General features: G+C 63.3%; 9 protein-coding genes. 3 read left to right on the plus strand and 6 right to left on the minus strand.

The features are described from left to right. Positions 1–268 precede the first annotated feature (268 nt). The gene (locus E1N52_RS39200; protein WP_133190037.1) at positions 269–11614 is read left to right on the plus strand and encodes a Tc toxin subunit A-related protein; all 11346 of its coding nucleotides are present in this window, start codon (positions 269–271) and stop codon (positions 11612–11614) included. Between the two features lie 869 nt (positions 11615–12483). Here the strand turns inward: E1N52_RS39200 and E1N52_RS39210 are convergent. From E1N52_RS39210 to E1N52_RS39230, 5 genes are all read right to left on the minus strand, one after another. Beyond that, on the minus strand, positions 12484–13047 hold the full coding sequence (locus E1N52_RS39210; RefSeq protein ID WP_133190039.1) for a hypothetical protein: 564 nt from the start codon (positions 13045–13047) through the stop codon (positions 12484–12486). A gap of 185 nt (positions 13048–13232) precedes the next feature. Then, positions 13233–13553 (minus strand): hypothetical protein, encoded by a 321-nt coding sequence (locus E1N52_RS44410; protein ID WP_165979552.1) that lies wholly within the window; start codon positions 13551–13553, stop codon positions 13233–13235. 80 nt (positions 13554–13633) lie between these two features. Further along, positions 13634–13981: a hypothetical protein gene (locus E1N52_RS39220; RefSeq protein WP_133190041.1), complete on the minus strand. Its 348-nt coding sequence runs from the start codon at positions 13979–13981 to the stop codon at positions 13634–13636. 281 nt (positions 13982–14262) lie between these two features. After that, positions 14263–15063 (minus strand): hypothetical protein, encoded by an 801-nt coding sequence (locus E1N52_RS39225; protein ID WP_133190043.1) that lies wholly within the window; start codon positions 15061–15063, stop codon positions 14263–14265. Positions 15064–15199: 136 nt separating this feature from the next. Continuing rightward, entirely contained in the window at positions 15200–15439 is a 240-nt protein-coding gene (locus tag E1N52_RS39230) for a hypothetical protein (protein ID WP_133190045.1), read from the minus strand. 1001 nt (positions 15440–16440) lie between these two features. On the opposite strand from E1N52_RS39230, the gene E1N52_RS39235 reads away from it, so the two are divergent. After that, a complete protein-coding gene (locus tag E1N52_RS39235) occupies positions 16441–17073 on the plus strand; it encodes a hypothetical protein (protein ID WP_133190047.1) in 633 nt (210 codons plus the stop codon). Between the two features lie 187 nt (positions 17074–17260). Next, complete coding sequence (locus E1N52_RS45395) at positions 17261–17698, plus strand: HigA family addiction module antitoxin (RefSeq protein ID WP_281282823.1); 438 nt, start codon at positions 17261–17263, stop codon at positions 17696–17698. A gap of 31 nt (positions 17699–17729) precedes the next feature. Here E1N52_RS45395 and E1N52_RS39245 read toward each other — a convergent pair. Beyond that, positions 17730–18014 (minus strand): transposase (locus E1N52_RS39245; protein ID WP_205965668.1); only part of this gene is annotated, 285 nt, incomplete at its 5' end.

Genomic DNA, 18014 nt, shown 5'->3' on the forward strand with positions numbered 1-18014 from the left:
CCTCATTCATGCTGCCCGAAGCCGAACTGCACGGCCTGTACCTGCAATCACCCGAGCTGGTGCGACGACCGCTGACGAGACGCAAGCGGCACTTCCAGGTGACGCCGGAGGCTGCCTTCGCTACATACTCGCAGATTACAGGCGCCCTGGTCGTCGAAACGTCAAGCGGGACACGGTGTGTACCGCGGCAGTAAAGCTAAACAAACTCCAGCCCAACTGACAGGGGAAGTTGCCGATGCCCTTACGGGCCTCAAAGGGAGCAAGTCAAATGCCGAGCATCATCATCCGGATCATTCCACAGCAAGCGCCAACTGATCCCGACAAATTCACCACTGACTATCTCAACCCTGCCGGCCTCGGGCCACTCCAAATCACGGCCTATGATCTGTCGTTCAATAGCCCCACGACGGGTCAGTCAGTTGGCACAGCCACGTACGTCGGGACTGCGAGCAGCCCGCCGAGTCCGACCAGCCCGCAGCCATCTGGCTCGATCCTGGTATTCACGCCCCCCCAATACAACCCCGACCCAACGAGCGGCATCGTCCAGCAATACGATTTGTGGCCTCCCCCGGACGGCATCCATACTGCGTTCTTCAGTCTCGCTTCAGTGGCGACAGCGATAATCGCTCCCTCCTCGACGGCTACGATCGAAAATCTAAGGCTCGTCGCTCAGTGGGGAAGTGGGGCCGATGCCCCGTCGGTTACCACGGACTTTTACGACGTCACGCTGTATGGCGGCTCGGTGCCCGATCTAAACGGATGGAACCCTGTCACGCCCACTGGCACGACCGATCCTCCGGTTGCCGATCCATGGGGCCAACTCGACCCGGCCACAACGCCAATACTCTATTTCCAGCTTCCCATCGCACCAACGGCAACCGCGCCAGGTTTGCAATTGCCGTCCGACGGCACCCCGCCAGCATTCCAGGACCTGTACACGGCCGTAACGAATGTGCTGGGCGGCGATCCCGGCACCAACGTGAGCGTGGCGACCACGGCCAACGCAAATGCCGGCGACACGACACTGCAGATCGCGGCGAACACCACGAGCATTGGTCCCGGCATGAACGCATCCGGCGCCGCGGGCCTTCCCGCCGGCACCACCGTTCTGGGCATCGATTCGAGCGGCCTCATCACGCTGAACCAGCAATTGTCGGCCCCCATAGGCAGCGGCACGGCAATCACCTTCTCTCCCGATCTCAGAGCCCTTACCGTCGATCAATGCCAGAACATCGCCTACGAAATCGTCTGGAGCCAGCAGCCGCCACTGCCCACGCCTCCTGACCCGCTGGAGGATCTCTACTCGAACCCGCCGAACAACGGCGCGATGCTCGGCGGCAGCAACAACACCACACCCAACCAGTACGAAGGCGATCGCCAGCAATTCGAGGCGCAACTCAAAAGCTATTACGCGTCCGCCAACGCCACCGCGCAGAGCCTGACGAACTTCGTTTTCGCGCTCGCAGCGGCCGTGGCGTGCCAGCAGCGCACCTTCGCAGCATCGCAGGCGCTCATCGACCTGCCCGCCAATCCCGCCGTTGGCGTTTCAAACGACACCCAGGTCGTCCTGAGTGGCCTCGGCTCAGCCACCGCATCGGCAATTTTCGGCGTCCCCGCCGCATATTTCTACGCGCTCGCCGCCACGATGCCCTCGCAAGTCACCGTGCAGCAGCGCTACGTGCTCGCCACGCGCGATACGCTCACCAGCCTGCTCGCAGACCTCACTACCGCGATCGAAGCCGGAACCGTGACCGATTCCGAGGGCTTCACCACACCGGTCCTCAACGGCCTGGCTCTCACGGGAAGCATCAACGCAGCACAGGCGGCACGCCGGTTGAACGCACTCAACGTCCCGGCCAGCGCCGCCACACCGCTCGCACCTCTCGATACCTTCGTACTGCAAACTTCTTCAGATACGCCTTCGGGCAGCGCGCTCACGTTCGCTTCGGTTGCCAACGTGAGCGACAACATGCTCGTCGCGGACACGAACGTCGTAGCGGGCACCACCGTCGCAAGCGTTGCCGCGGCAACGGAATCGGTCACGCTGAGCGCGGCCATCCTGAACGACGTGCCCAGCGGGTCCGGCATCGTATTCGCAGCGGCCTGGTCGGGTGATCTGCAATCCCTCGTCCAGTCCTGGCTGGCCTTTCCGCCCGCCTCGGCTGGCGCGATCAGCAGCGTCTCGTACCAGCCCGGCGACGACGACACCCAGTTCTGGCCGGGCGCCGCAAACGCCCACCCAGCAGCGTTCTTCAACCTGGTGCTGAGCGCACTGACGCAAGGCGCAATGCTGCCCGCGCCCTTCACCGGCTCGCTCGGCGATCAGATCGCCAAGGCCCTGATCCCCAACGCGCCGTCGACCGTCGAGCAACTGGCGGCGGTGACCGACGCGCAATGGACGAAGTTCTTCCAGGACAACCCGACCTGGCTGCCTGCCTTCACTCAGCCCGGCGACACGAATGCACGCATTGCGGCCTTCATCCGCGCTGTGCAGAAGTTCTTTACTGTCACGTCGAGCGTGCCCGCGAGTCCATTCGTGCTGGCGACCAGCGCTCCCACGAATTCCGGCGCCATCCTGCATTTCCCGCCGCAGAATGCACTCCCTGCTGGCATCTCGATCGTCGACGGCATGTCGGTTAGTGGCCAGGCCACGATCCCCGCTGGCACTACGGTGAAAAACGTGGCGCCCACGCCCACGAGTACCGACGTCACGCTGAACCGGGCGGTCACCGGCGCCGGCGTGCCCGCCCAGGCGAACGTCACGTTCACGGTCACCGTCGCAGCGGGCGCCGGCGCTATCGCACCAACGCTGCCGGGCGTAGCGAACGACTGGTTCACCACCTGCCTCACGGCCTACGGCGCCTATACGCCAGGCGGCGGCTTCGACGTGGCGAAACTGCAGGCCGTTGCCGTGCCGCTGATGAGCGGCGACTTGTCTGCCGCGGCGTGGCTCGTCGAAGCGCTCGTCGCGCTCGACGCGCTATACGCCATCGTAACGCCCGTGGCAATGCCCGCGTGGCTGCCAATGGCCGACAAGACGGCATATCAGTTCTCGATCGTCGAGGCGCTGTATGCGCGCGGTTTCACCTCGACGGCCCGCATCAACGCGCTCACGACCAGCGAATTCCAGCAAGCGCTCGCGGGCACGGTCGCCTACGACCTGGCCGCGGCCATTCAGACCGCGGCAGCGTCCGCGCCGCCTGCGGGCGGCGGCTTCCAGCCCATCAACCCCAATGGCGCGCTGACCGATTGCATCCCGCCGCCCTGCTCCTCGCCGCTTGGTCCTGTCACATACCTGAGCGAACTGTTGAACCTCGCGTCGATCTCGACCTGCGAGGCGCCGGTGCCCGCGGCGCTCTCGCTGCCGACCAACGGCGACACGCAGAATGGCGCAACGCTGCCATTCGTTTCGACTGTGGGTGTGATCGACGGCATGTCCGTGAGTGGGTCCGGCATCGACAGCGGCACCACGGTTTCGAGCCTCACGCTCAGTTCGGTGACGCTGAGCAAAGCGATAACAGGCGACGTGCCGGACAAGACCAGCATCACCTTCACGGCGCCCACGCTGGCCACGGTGCTCGCCGCACGGCGCGGGCCGCCTGGCAACCTCGCAGCAAGCTGCGCCAATCTGGAAACGCCGCTGCCGCTGATCGACCTGGTCAACGAGAGCCTCGAATACATGGCCTCGCTGGTGATCTCGGGCGCCACGCCCGTGACCGGCCAGGTCTACAACACGTCGGCCGATGCGCTCGCCGGCCACGCGCTCTGCCAGCACGAGCCCTGCCCCGACGAGGCAAAGCCCGGCTGCCACGATCCTGCGCGCCTCTTCGCTGCGGTGCCGGAGTATTCGACGCCCGCCACGCCAGTCGCAGCGAACGAAGCCGTCGAACCGCTCGTCTGGAACACTCTCAAGTCAGACTTCTCCGCGTGCCGGCTGCCGTATTCGCAGGCGCTCGACGTGTCGCGCAGCTATCTGCGGCATTTCGGCAGTTGCCGCTTCGAGGAGATGCGAACCTTCCGCAAGTGCATCACGGAGTTCGTGCTCGATCCAACGAGCGAGCCGACTGGCTTCGCCGACTATCTGTGGCGCTACCCGGTTCGGATCGACATCGCTCGCGAGTATCTCGGCATTACACCCGAGGAATACACGCTGCTCTTTGCCGGCGCACCCGTGCCGCTTTGCGGCAAGCCGGTCGATCGCGACGTGCCGGCGCGACCAGGCGCGGCCGCCGCGCAAGAGCCCTGGCAGCTCTACGGCTTCAGCTCGCCCGGCGAGGGCAACGATTCCTGGCTAACCACGGTTGCCCAGCTCCCCGAGTTTCTGGCCCGCACCCGCCTCAGCTACTGCGAGTTCTACGAGTTGTGGCAGTCGGGATACGTGCAGTTTCTGAGCAACGACGAACGCCAGAAAGGCGCCTTTCCGCAATGCGAGCCGTGCTGCCTCGACACCTTGTCGCTGCGCTATCCCGACGAGGAGCGATCGCTCGCGCAAGGGCTCATGCAGCTTGCGATTTTCATCCGCCTGTGGCGCACGCTCAAGGAATCATGCTGCCTCTGTCTTACATTTTCAGAACTAAGCGATTTCTGCAGCGTGCTGCAGCTTTTCAACGGCGCTTCGCCCAATCCCGACTTTATTAGACAGCTCGCCGCGTTCCAGATGCTGCGCGAGCAGTTCCGCCTCGAACTGCGCGATCCGCGCGACCCGCCAGCGGCAGCGGCAGTGGGCGCCGACCGCACGCAAATCCTCGCCCTGTGGGTGGGCCCGACTGCGAAGCAGTGGGCATGGGCCATCCGTGAACTGTGCGAAAAAATCGTCCTCTACGCGCGGCAGCGCGGAAGCTGCGAGCATCGCGGCGGCGATTTTGCGGCGATGCTGGCGTCGCATCTCGACGCACTCGCGAGGCTCGCCGGCTTCGATCCCGCCTCGGCCACCGACAACTGGCATGCGTTGCCAACCCATACGCTGCGGCTGGCCGAGATACTCGCCAAGCTCGCCGGGTCGCGCTCGCATATTGGCGAGCTGCTCTATCTGTTCACGGCCACCGACGCTCCTGGCGACGGCGGCCCATTCCCGCTGCAGGACGAGTTCGAGGCGCAGGAACTGCCACTCGGCCTGCCCGATGAAGAGGCAAAGCACTCGCTCTGGCGTCTGCGGCGCGAACTGTTGGCGTCAGCCGGGGAAGTGCCTCGCCGCGGCGAGCGCGAGGTGCGAATCGAGACAAAAATTGAGGAATCCGATCGATCTGGAACGGCTGAGTATGGCGAAACGCATCGAGAGCAGATCGAAGTTGAAGTCGAGGTCGATGAAATCGAAAAAAATTGGGACTGGTGGCGTGTGCGCCGGGTTCTCGAAGAAGACCTGGGCTTCGCCGCAGCCGATGCCCTCGCGCTGGCTCAGCACTTCTTCGCGCATGTCCTTGAACGCGCTGGCCACCCCCTGGACGCAGCCGCGCCGCGATTCACCAGCACGCTCGCCGTTGCCAACACCACGCCGGCCATGTGGACCGGTCGCGCCGGCACCCCGTTCCAGTACGACGCGAGTACCGGCGGCGGACAGTTGTGGGCCCGCATTCCGATTGCAGACGAAGAAGTCATCGAGCAACTGACGTCGCTCCAGGCACTTAACGCCAATGAGCAGAGCGCAGTCCAGGACCTGTACTTCCAGCCGCGTGCGATGCTCGCGCGGTTCGCCCTTCTCTTTCCGGACTTTACCGAGGCGCAGCGCCGCCTGATCGAAGAGCGCGATGGCGAGCAGCGCTGGCACTATTTCCGCTGGCACGTCGCGCTGTGCCTGCGCCGCTGCCATATCATCGCCGCCCACCTGTCGCGGCACGTCGCCGCGGCCACCAGGCAGGAATGCCCCGAGGACCACGAAACAGCGATGCTCGTGCTCAAGGATCTGCTCGGCGACGAAAACAAGGCGACAGCAAACTGGGAAAATGACGCCGGCACGCCGCCGGCCGTTGCGTGGACGCCGCCCACTGGCGGCGCCTTTGCCGCGCTGCTCGGCCTGCTCGGAACCGGCCTGATCGCCGAATACAAGCTCGATGGCGGAGCGTTGGTCTGGCGTGACCAGGCGGCTTCGCTAGACGGCTTCGGGCCGCGGCGCGATCGCGACAACGCACCAGTGCCCACCGTGTTGCCGTCACTGGCCGCGACGCTGCCAGCTTCGGAGGCCGCCTTCCTGGCCATTCGCAACGGTTTCCTGCTGCGGCCGAAGGACGGTGACCTCGTGGGCGGCGCGCAGGGCTTCGATGTCACCTGGTATGGTGCGTTGCTAATCGAAGACGAAGGGCACTACGAATTCTGTGCCGGGGCGCCTACGCCCTGCGGCGAAAAGCCAGACTGGGAAGCGGTGCACCGCTGCCGCTGGCGCGCTGTGCTCAAACGCGGTTCCCGTAGCTGGGTGATTCTCAGCCATCAATGGGCCGGCGAGGAGGAGCGCCTCGTCGGTTCGCGTGATCTGCGGCGCGGCGCATACGAAATCACCGTCGAACTCGTCCGCCCGGAACCGGCGTTCGCTTCGGCCGACCGCGTGCATCGGGTCCATGGCGGGCTCGAGATCAAATACTGCGGGCCCGACAGCGGCGGCGAGCGCGTCGCGCTCCCGCGCCAACGGCTCTTCGCAATCAGCAAGGACAATCCGCTCGGCAACGGCATTGCCGTTCAAAGCGCCGGCGCGGCCGCGTTTCTCGCCACGCGCTATACGAGTTCGCTGCGCGACATTCGCCGCACTTATCAACGCGCGTTCAAGGCTTTGTTGTTCGTGCACCGACTCGACCTCAGGGGCCGGGACGCCGATGATGGCGATTCGGAGCTTGGTTTCATGCTGCAGAACGAGGCCAGCTTCGCGGGCGCTGCATATTACCGCAGCGGCGGCGGCTTCGCGCAGCATCTTGCCGACTTCAACTTCAACTTCCTGCCGATCGTCGACGACTACGATGCGCCCGCCGCCGACCAGCGCACGAACCCTTCGCCGCAGCGAACGCAGGCAATGTTCGACTGGTGGGAGCGGCTCCTCGACTACACCGTCGCGCGCGACGAGATTCACCGCTGCCATGACCGCCGGTTCTGGCGCCTGTTCGCCGAAGCGGAAAAGACGCAGCCGGCCGACCCGGCGCCGCTCGTCGCAAACCTCGGCGTCGCGCCGCCGTACTGGCCGCTCGGCCTGCGCTACTACACGAGCCAGGCGTCGCCGGTCTATGCCGTCACCGCCGCCGACCTCGAGGACGAACGCTGGGGCCTGCGCGCCTGGCATGCCGAGCGCTGGCTTGCCGCACTCGCACGCCGCTTTGGCGAGAAGGACATTGGCGGGGCGCGGCCCGACCTCTGGGCGTCGGACGACCCCTCTGCTCTCGTTGCCGGCGAGGCGCAAACCGGCAACGCCAATCTCGGCACGTTCGTCATGGACGGCTGCATCGAGAACGGCGAGCCACGTCGCTATGACGACTTGAGGCGCGTGAACGACGACCTGCGGCGGCGCGGGTGCGATGCGCTCCTCGCCTGGCTGTGTGCGATGAACCGGGTCATGCTGCCGTGGGTGCCGGGTCAGTTCGCGCAATCGCCACGCGACCTCAGCGACCTGTTGCTGCTCGACGTCGAGACCGGACTATGCGAGCGGGCGAGCCGGATTGAGGAGGCAATCAGCGCCGTCCAGACCTTCGTGCGTCGCGCCCGCCTGCATCTGGAGCCTGGCTGGGTCATCAACCGCGCCTTCGCTCATCTTTGGGATGCCGAATTTTCTACGTTCGCTGTCTGGCGAGTTTGCAAGGAGCGGCATCTGTACAAGGAAAGCTGGATCGAATGGGATGACCTTCGGCGCGCGCGCCGCGTCGAGGCATTTCGCACTCTCGAGTCAAAACTCCAGCAATCCGAACTCGCGATCGCCGCGCCCGGTGGCGGTGTGTGGTGGCCACGCGAGTCCGCGCTCGCGCGCCGCGATCCTGATCTGTTGCAGGTGAGCGAGCCGTCGCGAATGGCGTTGCTGCCGGCTCCGCACGTGGGGCTCAACCTGCTCGGCACACCCGACTACGCGGGCCGCCCTTCCTGGCTCGCGCTCGTTGCGGCCGCAAACGGGACGCAGGGCGGTGGCGCCGAGGCCGCCGCCCCTGCCGGCGCCAACGCGAACGAGCCATTGCCGGTCTGGATGGAGGCGGCGATCCGCCTTGGCACGCGCTTCTGGCGCATTGCCGCGGCCAGCCAGCCCCCGGGAGCGGCCGCGTTTGCGCCGCGCCCGGGTTTTGGCACCCGTGCAGTCGCCGACGAGTGTGTTTCCTGCTGCGGGCCATGCGAGTGCGATCCCGATCCATGCCTCGACGAGTATTACTTCTGGCTCGTCCCCGGCGCGATTTATGTGCCGGCCAGCACGCCCGCGCCCACCGGCGTAACCGCGACCGGCGACTATCAGGATGGTTTCCAGGACGACTTCTACGATCCCGTGCAGCAAACTTCGACGGTCTGGCAGGATCCTGCACAGCTGCCGCAGTTGCTCGAGTGGCCGTCATTGCCGACCGTCCGCCTCGCCTGGTGCCACCTCCACGACGGCCAGTTCGGTCAACCCCGCCGCTCGACATTCTCCGTGCACGTCGACTCGACAGAAAGCGCCGACATGCAGTTCCTCGGCCGTACCGGCGACTCCCTGACGTTTGCGGTGACCAACGGCATCGCCCCGACGGGGTACGCCGATCCGTCAGCGCCAGGGTTCCGCTACGACATCGCCGAGGACGACGCGGTCGTGTTGCCCCAGGTGCTGGCCCCGAACCCGGCGACTCCGCCCACCTTCGTGGCCCCTTTTAACCTCGCGGCCTACCCGTATTTCCTCTATTTCACACCCGGCGCAGCGCTCTATCCGCTCACACCGCTGAGCCCCTCGCTGGTCATCGCGACGGCATTGCGCACGCATTGCAGCTTCGAGGCGGCGCTGGCGTGGTACAGGGAGGCCTTCGATCCGCTGCGCGAGGACTGCACCTGGATCGATTGTCACCAGCAGGATGCACAGCACGATGTGGCGTTGCCCGGTGGGACGGGGGCCTGCTGCGACGCCACCGACGTTTCCTGTGACGAGGCACGCAATCGCTCAGTTATCCTGCACTACCTCGAAACCCTGGTGGAATGGAGCGACGCGCTGCGCCATCGCGGCAACGCGCCCGAAGCCTTCCAGCAGGCCTGGGCGCTGCTCGACGTCGCTGAGCGTATTCTCGGGCGGGCGCCGCGCAAGGTCTGGCTCGTGCCGCCTGCCTCGCCGCCGACCGTCACGAACTTCACTCCAGCCTTCGCGCCGCTCAACCCCCGGCTCATCGACCTCTACGAAGTTGTGGCCGATCGCCTGGCGCTCATCCGTACCTGCCAGTCTGCACGGCGCCTGCCGGACCGGCGCGCCGACGGCACGGTCCCGTACTTTGGGGGCGACCCGTTGCGCGAAGGCGGATGCAGCCTCGCAAATCATTGCGCCGAGGACGACTGGTGCGCGCCGCGCAGCCCCTACCGCTTCGCAGTCCTGATCCAGAAGGCGCAGGACTATGCCGCGCGTGTCGAGCAATTCGGCGCCGCCTTCCTGGCAGCCGTCGAAAAGGGCGACGCCGAGCTGCTTGCCGCACTGCGCGCCGGGCAGGAGCGCGAGATCCTCACGCTTGGGCTCACCGCTCAGGAGGACGCCTGGCGCGACGCCGACTGGGCGATCGAGGCGCTGCAGAAAACCAAGGCGATGAGCCAGGCCAACCTCAATTACTACCAGGGCCTCATTCAGGCCGGCCTGATCGGCCAGGAAGTGGCGTACGAGGACCTGACCGAAGCTTCGACCGTGACGCGAGGGGTAGCCGAAACGATCGACGCATCTAGCGGCGTGGCGAGCGCCATCGGCAATTACTTCGTCGGCGTCGCCGGGTTTGGCGGCACGCCGCTGATCTACTCGCAATTGCCCCCGGGTGCGCCGCTGGCGGGCGCATTTGCCGCGGTCGCGCGGATCATGATCGCCGTAGCCGACGCGCTTGGCACCACCGCCGGCCTCAATCTCACCGAGGCCGGATGGTCGCGTCGGCTGCAGGAGTGGAACCATCAGGTCGACATCCTGACCATCGAGATCCAGCAGATCGAACGGCAGATTCTCGGCGCGCAGCGGCGACGCGGCAGTGCGCTCAAGAACCTCGACATGCATCAGCGACAGATCGAGCATGCAACCGACGTGCAGAACTTCCTGCGCGACAAGTTCACCGCCCCCGAGTTGTATCTTTACCTGCAGAAGGAGACTGCGGGACTGCACCGGCGCATGTATACGCTTGCGCTCGATGCGGCGCGACAGGCACAGCACGCGTTCAATCTCGAGCGGGGCCACACGAGACGCCACTTCGTCCCCGACTGCGCGTGGGACGACCTCCACCAGGGGCTGCTCGCCGGCGAGCGGCTGGGACTGGCGCTGCGCCACATGGAGAAGGCGTACATGGACGAGAACGCCCGCGAGCACGAGCTGATCAAACAGTTCTCGCTGCGTCTGCACTTCCCCATGGCGTTCCTCAAGTTGCGCGCCACCGGATGCTGCGAGATCGACATCCCCGAATGGATGTTCGACCTCGACTATCCGGGCCACTTCATGCGGCGCATCCGCAACCTCACCGTGACGATCCCATGCGTCACCGGACCGTTCACGGGTGTGCACTGCAGGCTGACCTTGCTCGCCAGCATGACCCGCATCGACCCGCGGCGCAGCGCCCCGGCGCATGAATGTTGTTGCCCGGGGCCGTGCTGCGACGCTTGCGGCGAAGACGAGCGGCTGGCCCGCGAATACCGGCCTTGCCCGGACGATCCGCGGATCGTGCGCCATTACGGCGCCCGAGAGGCAATTGCGACCTCGGGCGGACGCGACGACTCCGGCATGTTCCAGCTCGACTTCAACGACCAGCGCTATCTGCCGTTCGAGTACATGGGCGCGGTCAGCCGCTGGTGCATCGAGCTACGGCCCGAAAACAACTACTTCGATCGCGACTCGCTGACGGACTTCGTCATACGCGTGGGCCATACATCACGAGAAGGCGGCGAGCCGCTGCGCGAGGCCGCATTCGCCGCCGCGCGCCATTACCTGCCCGGAAACGGCTGGCGCTTTTTCGAGCTGCGCCACGACTTCCCTGACGCCTGGCAGCAGTTGCGCGACAGCGCGCGTGACACGGGCCGACATGCGCATCTGCGCCTGTGCCTCGATCGTCAGATGTTCCCGTTCATTCCGCATGCCAATGAAATCACGCTCGAAGGGATGGTCATCGTGTTCGGCATGCACTCTGATGACGAAGTTTGTGCGGAATTCGAAGGTTGCCCGTGTCCGGAACCCCGGCGCCCTGCGGTGCATGGGATCGCAGTGAAACATTGCGAAGTCGGTCACAGTGACGCGCAGACAGTTCTATGTCGCACGAGCGACGACTGGCCAGATCTGTACTACGGCGCTTTCACTGCCGAGGCGGTACTCGGCAACAAGCGTCACAAGGCGGAATTCGATATTAGCTTTGGCGACGTGACGCGAGAGATCGGGCCGGTGTTTCTGCTGTGCCGCTATCGCACAGAGGGCTGCAGCGTTGCGCCTCGCGACCCGTTCCGCGATATGCAAAATTCATTTAGGAATCCAGATTGACCGCTGCCATAGCGTCACGGAGTTCTCTCTGGGTACGTCCAGATATGGCGCAACGTGATCACGTTCGGGGAAGCGGCTGGTCGCTTCCGTGACGCGCAGGAGGTGACGAAATTTGGCGGGAGTGAGAACTTTGGCGTGTCTGGGTTCCATGCGTTCCGTCCTCGTAATACGCCCGTTTCCGAGCTCTGTTACGAGAGAGAAAGCATCGGCCGCTCCTTTCCACTATAACCCGTGTAAAGCCTCGCCTCTTCGGAAAAATGCCCGATGCGGCGGACCTCGACGCGGCGGGCGCCCCCGGCCAGCCGAAGGCAAATGACAACGCTCGCCACCCGCCCTGCCAGCTGAAGGCAGGCGCCGGGAACCGGCGGCTACGGGATGGCCGCGGTGTAGACCGTTAGTTGCGCAGAGAACCGGAAACCAGGCTTTCGATGGCCGGCGCAACCACCCGTCAGCACTGCCATCGGTGATGGCAATCTGTGCGATCGGCATCGAGGCACCGCTGTCCTTTGAAACATTGACCAAGGCCAAATTCGAGGTATCCACGGTTCGTGGGTAAGATCAGGCCGGTCATCTTCTGCCGTTCGCCTCAGGGCCTAGCCGGCCATTCGCGCGACCGCTACCCTTATAAAACGGGCCTTCGTGCCGTGATCGCGTCGGACTGCTCATCGGCCTTAGCGGACATTGAGGTACGCTAAGTACTACGTCGCAACGTGGCAGATTGCTGACAGTGGTTTGAGTAATCCGGCGTCAGCTTCCTTCGTCAGCGAGCTCGCACTTTCGACCCTTTTCGATCCGTCACTTTTCCGCGAAGCGGCCATTCAGAGTTTCGTCAAATTCACCACGTAGCGGACGTTCTACCGCGATCAATTTCAATGGGGACCTGCGCCAGTTGGCACCCACGTGTTGCGCCAAGGCAGGTGCCGCACCACGCGCAGCGGAGATTCTGTAATCACTTCGGGATAGGTGCCCCCAGTGCTAGACCAGTATTGATCGGCGACTACGCGAACATGCGGCGCGAACGGAACACCTCGGGGCATACGATTAGCCACACTCATCAAATCGCGAGAAAGCGTATAGCACGGTTTAGATGGGTCCACCAACTCCACCTCGTACAAATACAAGGGGACCTGCGATCCAGTCATGGTGCTCCGGGCCACCTGCTCGTTGGGATATGCGTATGAACAGGTCAGGCGGCTGGGCATCGTCGGATAACGGGCTAGGCGCACGGTTTCCACGATCATCTCACTGGCCATCCTCCAGCCGCTCTCGGCACCGCCCGATGTCCAGGTGTCCAATACATACTGGTCGTAGCCGCGGCCGAAGTTGCCACCTCCCAAGATTTCGCCGACATTGTGTGAGCGTCGGGCGGTGAAGAAAAGATTTGTCATGCGTTCCCCTGATAGATCGGGCTGCTCGTCGCTGTCGAGGTCCATATCACTCGCCGCCCAAACCGGTACTCGGAGTCCGAGGAGCACCGGCACCCCACTCGACCACTTCAATCTCGGCGGACATGATGTCGTCGTGGCTGGCGGTGGGTGGGCGGTGGCTAAAGAGATCGGGCGTAATGGCGAGGAGTGGGCCATTTCCCCTTTGGCGGCCGATTGTGCCGGCGCCCGAACTACAGGCAGGCCTTCGCTTCGGCTTCCGGTGCGCTAAAGTGCGGCGGAGGCTCGCGCATCTCCACATGTGCGCCGGTAGCAGTGGGCGTTACATCGACGAGATTGCCCCCGTAATGCCGCACGCGGTAGCTGCCGTCCGGGCGGGAAAATATCTGCGCGTACGGCGCGTGTTCGGCCCAGCGCTCGTGAACGCAGTTGGCGTACACCTTCGGGCTTTTCGTCGTCTCCGTGACGAAGAGCGGTTCACGCTGCTGCACGGAATCGGGGCTCACGCAGCCCGCGAGAAGGGTGGCCGATGCGAGCAGAACGATTTTTCTCATAGTTTAGGTCTTTGTTGTTGAAATAGTGTCTAGCGGCAACGTCAGGCATGGGAATCGCGGATACGGCCGCCGCGCCGTCGCTATTGTGCCGGTCCTTCGCTTGGCAGTAGGGCCTTGCACTCATCGCAGTCGCACTGCGTGACGCTGCGCAGTTGCGCGAGCATCGCAGCGACGGTGGGCTCGATCAGCGTGTGGACGAAGTCGTCTCCCCGGCGCCATCCCGCGCGCAGCAGGATGTCGTACGCAAACCCGCTTTCCGTTCCGTAGCCGTCGCCACAATTAAACTCCTTGACGACGTTCGCGTGGGCCTCGATCCAGCGATCCAGTGTCGCGGGCGCGCGATTCACGTATCGAACCGGAGTGAGCGGTGAAGGATTGGGTGCTTGTGCGCGAGTAGTGCGCGACGTCGCGCGCGAAATTGCGGTCATGGGAGTCCCCGATGGGCAGAGTTGGGCCGTGGGCTAGCGGTTCAATCGCGCTTTGCGGGCGCAGGCCTTTTACTCGCGCCTCGCGACGAAACCGAATCGCTCCGAGAACAATGTACCAGGCGATTCCCCGCACACAAATCGGTTGCCTACGGGGCCGGTCGTGGTCGCTGCTTGGCGGCGAACTGATGCGGCCTGTGAGGGCGCCGCGCTCAGGTCTTACGCCGCGCGCGCCCGCGTGCACGAGCTCGAGCTCGAGCTTCGCAGCGAATGCCTCGCTGGCGCTACCCCATGACCGAAATAGTCAGCTTCCACAGGAATTCATCAGAGCACCTTTGTGCGAAGCACTCGCCACCCTGCTCAATGAGTTCTGGGCTCACTCGCTCGATGGCAACATCGAATGCATCGAAGCCCAGATCGTATTTGATTTGCTGCTCGATCTTCTTGAGGTTGGCGTCGTCCCACTCTGCCCAATCCAGACTGTAGGTGCGCACGCCCATGTAGACCGTCTTCTGCTCCCCGTGGCCGATATTCCACCCGAGCTCATCGGACAGGTCGAAGAATGGATCTTCGGTCGTGCGAACGATGTATGGCCAGGTCGTATAGAACTGCAGGCGGGAGAGAGGAGGCCACGCGTACTTGTTCAGTTCGGCGCCGTCAGTGAACAGATTGTGCGGGAAGGCGTTGTGGCGAATCCGGCGCTTCAGGCTGGCCGCCGATCCGGCGACTTTCATACTGCATCCAGTGCTGGAACTGACCGAGATCCACTGGCCGGTGGTCGACTCGCTGTCAACGATCTCTCCCAGTTCGTCATCGTTGAGCAGGCAAACAGTCTCCTCGCCGCAGACGAGCGCAAACCAGAGACGGTACTCGGGGTGGCTCAGATCCGCCAGATCGTCGGGGCGTACCGTGAAACGCCAGGTCCCGCGTTCGGCGCTTGCGTACTTGATGAGAAGGCGCTTGTCGCCGTTGATCTGGAAGTAGCCTTCCTTCCCGGGAACCGCATGAACCTGAGAGAGAACCGGATACGCGGCAATCTGCGCCAGTGCCGCGCCGTAGTAGAAATCCCCGACCTTGATTTTCATGTTTTCACTTCTTTTTAGGTTGCCGGCACTCACCCCGGATGCCATGGGTCGGCGTAACGTGACGGACGGCTGTAGCGGGCGCAGCGCAACGCACGCGCGCCCGCCCGCCCGCGTCGGAAGGCCTTGCCCGAGAGGGTTATCCCTTGACCGGATTGAAGTTGTAGTCCTGGCACACGACGACCACTGCGCGACCGTAGGCGATCAGCAGGCTCTTAGCGGCAAGCTTGTGCGTCAATTGATCCTGGAAGGCTTCCTTGATTCGCTCGCGTCCCGTGGCTTTATAGAAGTCTTTCCACTGGTACGTGAGTGCTTGTGCGCCTTGCTTTCGCATCTGGTCTGAGATCTCTTCCGCGATGGTTGCGGGGGACTTTGGCATTTCGCTTCTCCTTGTTGGATGCCGAAGTATAAGGATCGCGTATGATGATTGCAACAAAATTCTACTGCTGCAGTAAATAATCCTAAGGCATCTCTAAGGCCATCGTAATGTATGAATCCCTTGTCTGGCGGGGCTTGCGTGATTCCCTAAGCGTGCAAAGGGAAAGTCTGTGGTGGGGTGGCGATACGGCTGGTGGAATCGACGCATGCGTGTGGCGGGTTGAGGGGGCTCGCGGCTCGGAGAATAGGGGGTGCGGCGGCCAACACTGCTCTCGCCGGCAGCGAGAGGACAGTGCTAACGTCAGCTGGCTCCGCGACGGTCGTTGCGACTACATCCATCGAGGAAGGAGGGAATTGTGAACTGTCTCATCCAGACCATCGTCATCATTGCCACCGTCACGATCGCGTACCGGGCAATCACGCCAGCGCGCGGCGTTTTAACGAGGCGGTGCATCCCTTCTTTGTGCGCCTGCGCGAATATCTGGAAGGGCTGCGCTCGAGAAAGGCCGGTACCGGCGATTGCGCGCCCGCGCCGGCACAGCAATAGTGCACCGATCGGAAAGGGTTGCGGCGCGCATGGGCTCGCCAAACCCCTGTTTTACAATAAGGAGGCCCTGCACAAGCCTGTAGATGCTTTCCAAAATCCGCTCCGTCGGACCTTCAGTTCCCGCCGCCCTCGCGGTCTTCGAGGGATCCAGATAGACACTCCAAGACGCTTGAGAAGGATCGCGGGCACCGGGCTCGGCGCTTCGTCGCGCGTGCCGCTGCGGGAACTGCAAGCGTATCGCTCGACCTTCATCCACGCCGCCCTCACCCTAAAACTCCTCGTGGAAATGCCGTATTGGTTCGGCAGGCGCGCCCTTTCGCATGCGCGCGCGGGAGACGACCCTTAGGCTCTCAACGTCTGCCGGTGCTCCGGTGAGGACGTCCACTGCCAGACTGCCAGTGGGCCAAAACCTTATAATTCCCGTTCGTCTACGAAATGGCGATTCGCTACAAGAAATGTTGAATCCGATGTTGCCGAACAGGAAACAGTTTGTCGAAGATCCGGCAGGCTATAGCTTATCTGTGTGGATCCGCTGGGCGATGATAGCGTCTGCCAATGGCGCCGAGTTTGATCCCTTCAGGCAGCCATCCAGTGAAGACCTGAAGAATCCACTTTTATGGCTGACGCAGGCAGAAGCGATGTCGCAGGCCGCGCTCGTTTTAATCAAAGCCGAGCCATCCTTCGACAACGTGCCGACGGAAATGCGAGGCATCTGCGACAGTCAGTATTGTGCCGTCGCTCTCATGTTGGTGGGCTACAGCCTAGAAGTGTGTCTTAAGGCAATGATTATCGTTAAAGAAGGTGTTGAGGCGTACTCGGAAGCCGAGCGAAAGTATCTGACCCATGACCTGAAGAAGCTCGCAACATTCATTTTCGATTTCGATGCGAAGGATCTAGCCATTCTCGATCTGTTGACCCACTTTGTCGCATGGGCCGGACGATATCCTGACCCTGGTCGCAGGTATATCGATAAACACAACAGCGTCTTCGAACTCGCAGAACGGAATCAAATCTCAGGACATGATCTTTTCAAGCTCGCCTCGAAGGTAATGCACCACGTAAGCACCCTAACAGAGGCACAGGAGTAGCTCATAAAGCTGGGTGAGCACTGGATTGGAACCGAACCATGGATCGTGAGGACTCGTTCAACGGCAGCGAGAGCTGGCATTCGTAGTCGAGCAGATGTGAACGGCGGAAGACCGACCTGAAGCTGCCTTACGAACGGCGACATCTGAATGTCAGCAAAGGCCGAACTGCGGCCCCCGAGAGATCGAAGTGGATAACCGGATCGCCTCGTTAGCTGCCCCCCCTGGATGCCTGTCCCCGCCCGGCTTGAATACGCGAAATGGCGCGACTCAGCGCGCTGGCGCTGGCCGACGCCGCGCCACGCTCACTGAAGCCGTCAGACGCGGACAGAATGCACAACCCGGTGCAGTCCTGCGCACATGGCTGCCGCGAGGCATGCCTGTTTCACAGGCTGCAGAAGCATTGCGGATCAATCGCTGTACGGTCTCGAACCTGTTGAATGCCAACGCGGCCAATACGCCAAACATCGCGCTTCGCCTTTCCGCATGGCTCGGCACGACACCCGACGCATGGACGGGGCAGCAGGCAACGTGGGACCTGTGGCATGCCGGGCTGCAACCGCGTCCCGATATCAAGCCGCTCGATAGGCACGTTGCGGAGACGTCACCGCGCGCGTACCGGTTCTAACCGGCGAAGGCCGCAGCCCTAGTCGACTGCGTCATTGAAATGGCACTGGCCGAATTCGTCGTGATGGATCATCGTATTTCCATTTAATCGGCTTGGGATTCTTGTTGTGCTCGCGGATGTAGCGCATCAGCTTGCGGTCCAAATCCTTCACCGTGGTGAAGATGCCTCGCGCAATTACATCGCGCTGGATGCGCGAGAACCAGTTTTCCACCTGATTCAGCCAAGAGGTATAGGTTGGGGTGTAATGCAACCGCACGTTGCGGTGTTGTCGCAAGAATTCGTGCACGCGCGGTGTCTTGTGGCTGCTGACGTTGTC

The organism is Paraburkholderia guartelaensis (assembly GCF_004353905.1).
Classification (GTDB): domain Bacteria; phylum Pseudomonadota; class Gammaproteobacteria; order Burkholderiales; family Burkholderiaceae; genus Paraburkholderia; species Paraburkholderia guartelaensis.

What these genes read in the sequence shown, in the direction of transcription:
- E1N52_RS44410 (WP_165979552.1), bottom strand. Translation starts at nt 13,553, where the DNA reads ATGAGAAAAATCGTTCTGCTCGCATCGGCCACCCTTCTCGCGGGCTGC.
- E1N52_RS39230 (WP_133190045.1), bottom strand. Translation starts at nt 15,439, where the DNA reads ATGCCAAAGTCCCCCGCAACCATCGCGGAAGAGATCTCAGACCAGATG.
- E1N52_RS39225 (WP_133190043.1), bottom strand. Translation starts at nt 15,063, where the DNA reads ATGAAAATCAAGGTCGGGGATTTCTACTACGGCGCGGCACTGGCGCAG.
- E1N52_RS39220 (WP_133190041.1), bottom strand. Translation starts at nt 13,981, where the DNA reads ATGACCGCAATTTCGCGCGCGACGTCGCGCACTACTCGCGCACAAGCA.
- E1N52_RS39210 (WP_133190039.1), bottom strand. Translation starts at nt 13,047, where the DNA reads ATGGACCTCGACAGCGACGAGCAGCCCGATCTATCAGGGGAACGCATG.
- E1N52_RS39200 (WP_133190037.1), top strand. Translation starts at nt 269, where the DNA reads ATGCCGAGCATCATCATCCGGATCATTCCACAGCAAGCGCCAACTGAT.
- E1N52_RS39235 (WP_133190047.1), top strand. Translation starts at nt 16,441, where the DNA reads ATGTTGAATCCGATGTTGCCGAACAGGAAACAGTTTGTCGAAGATCCG.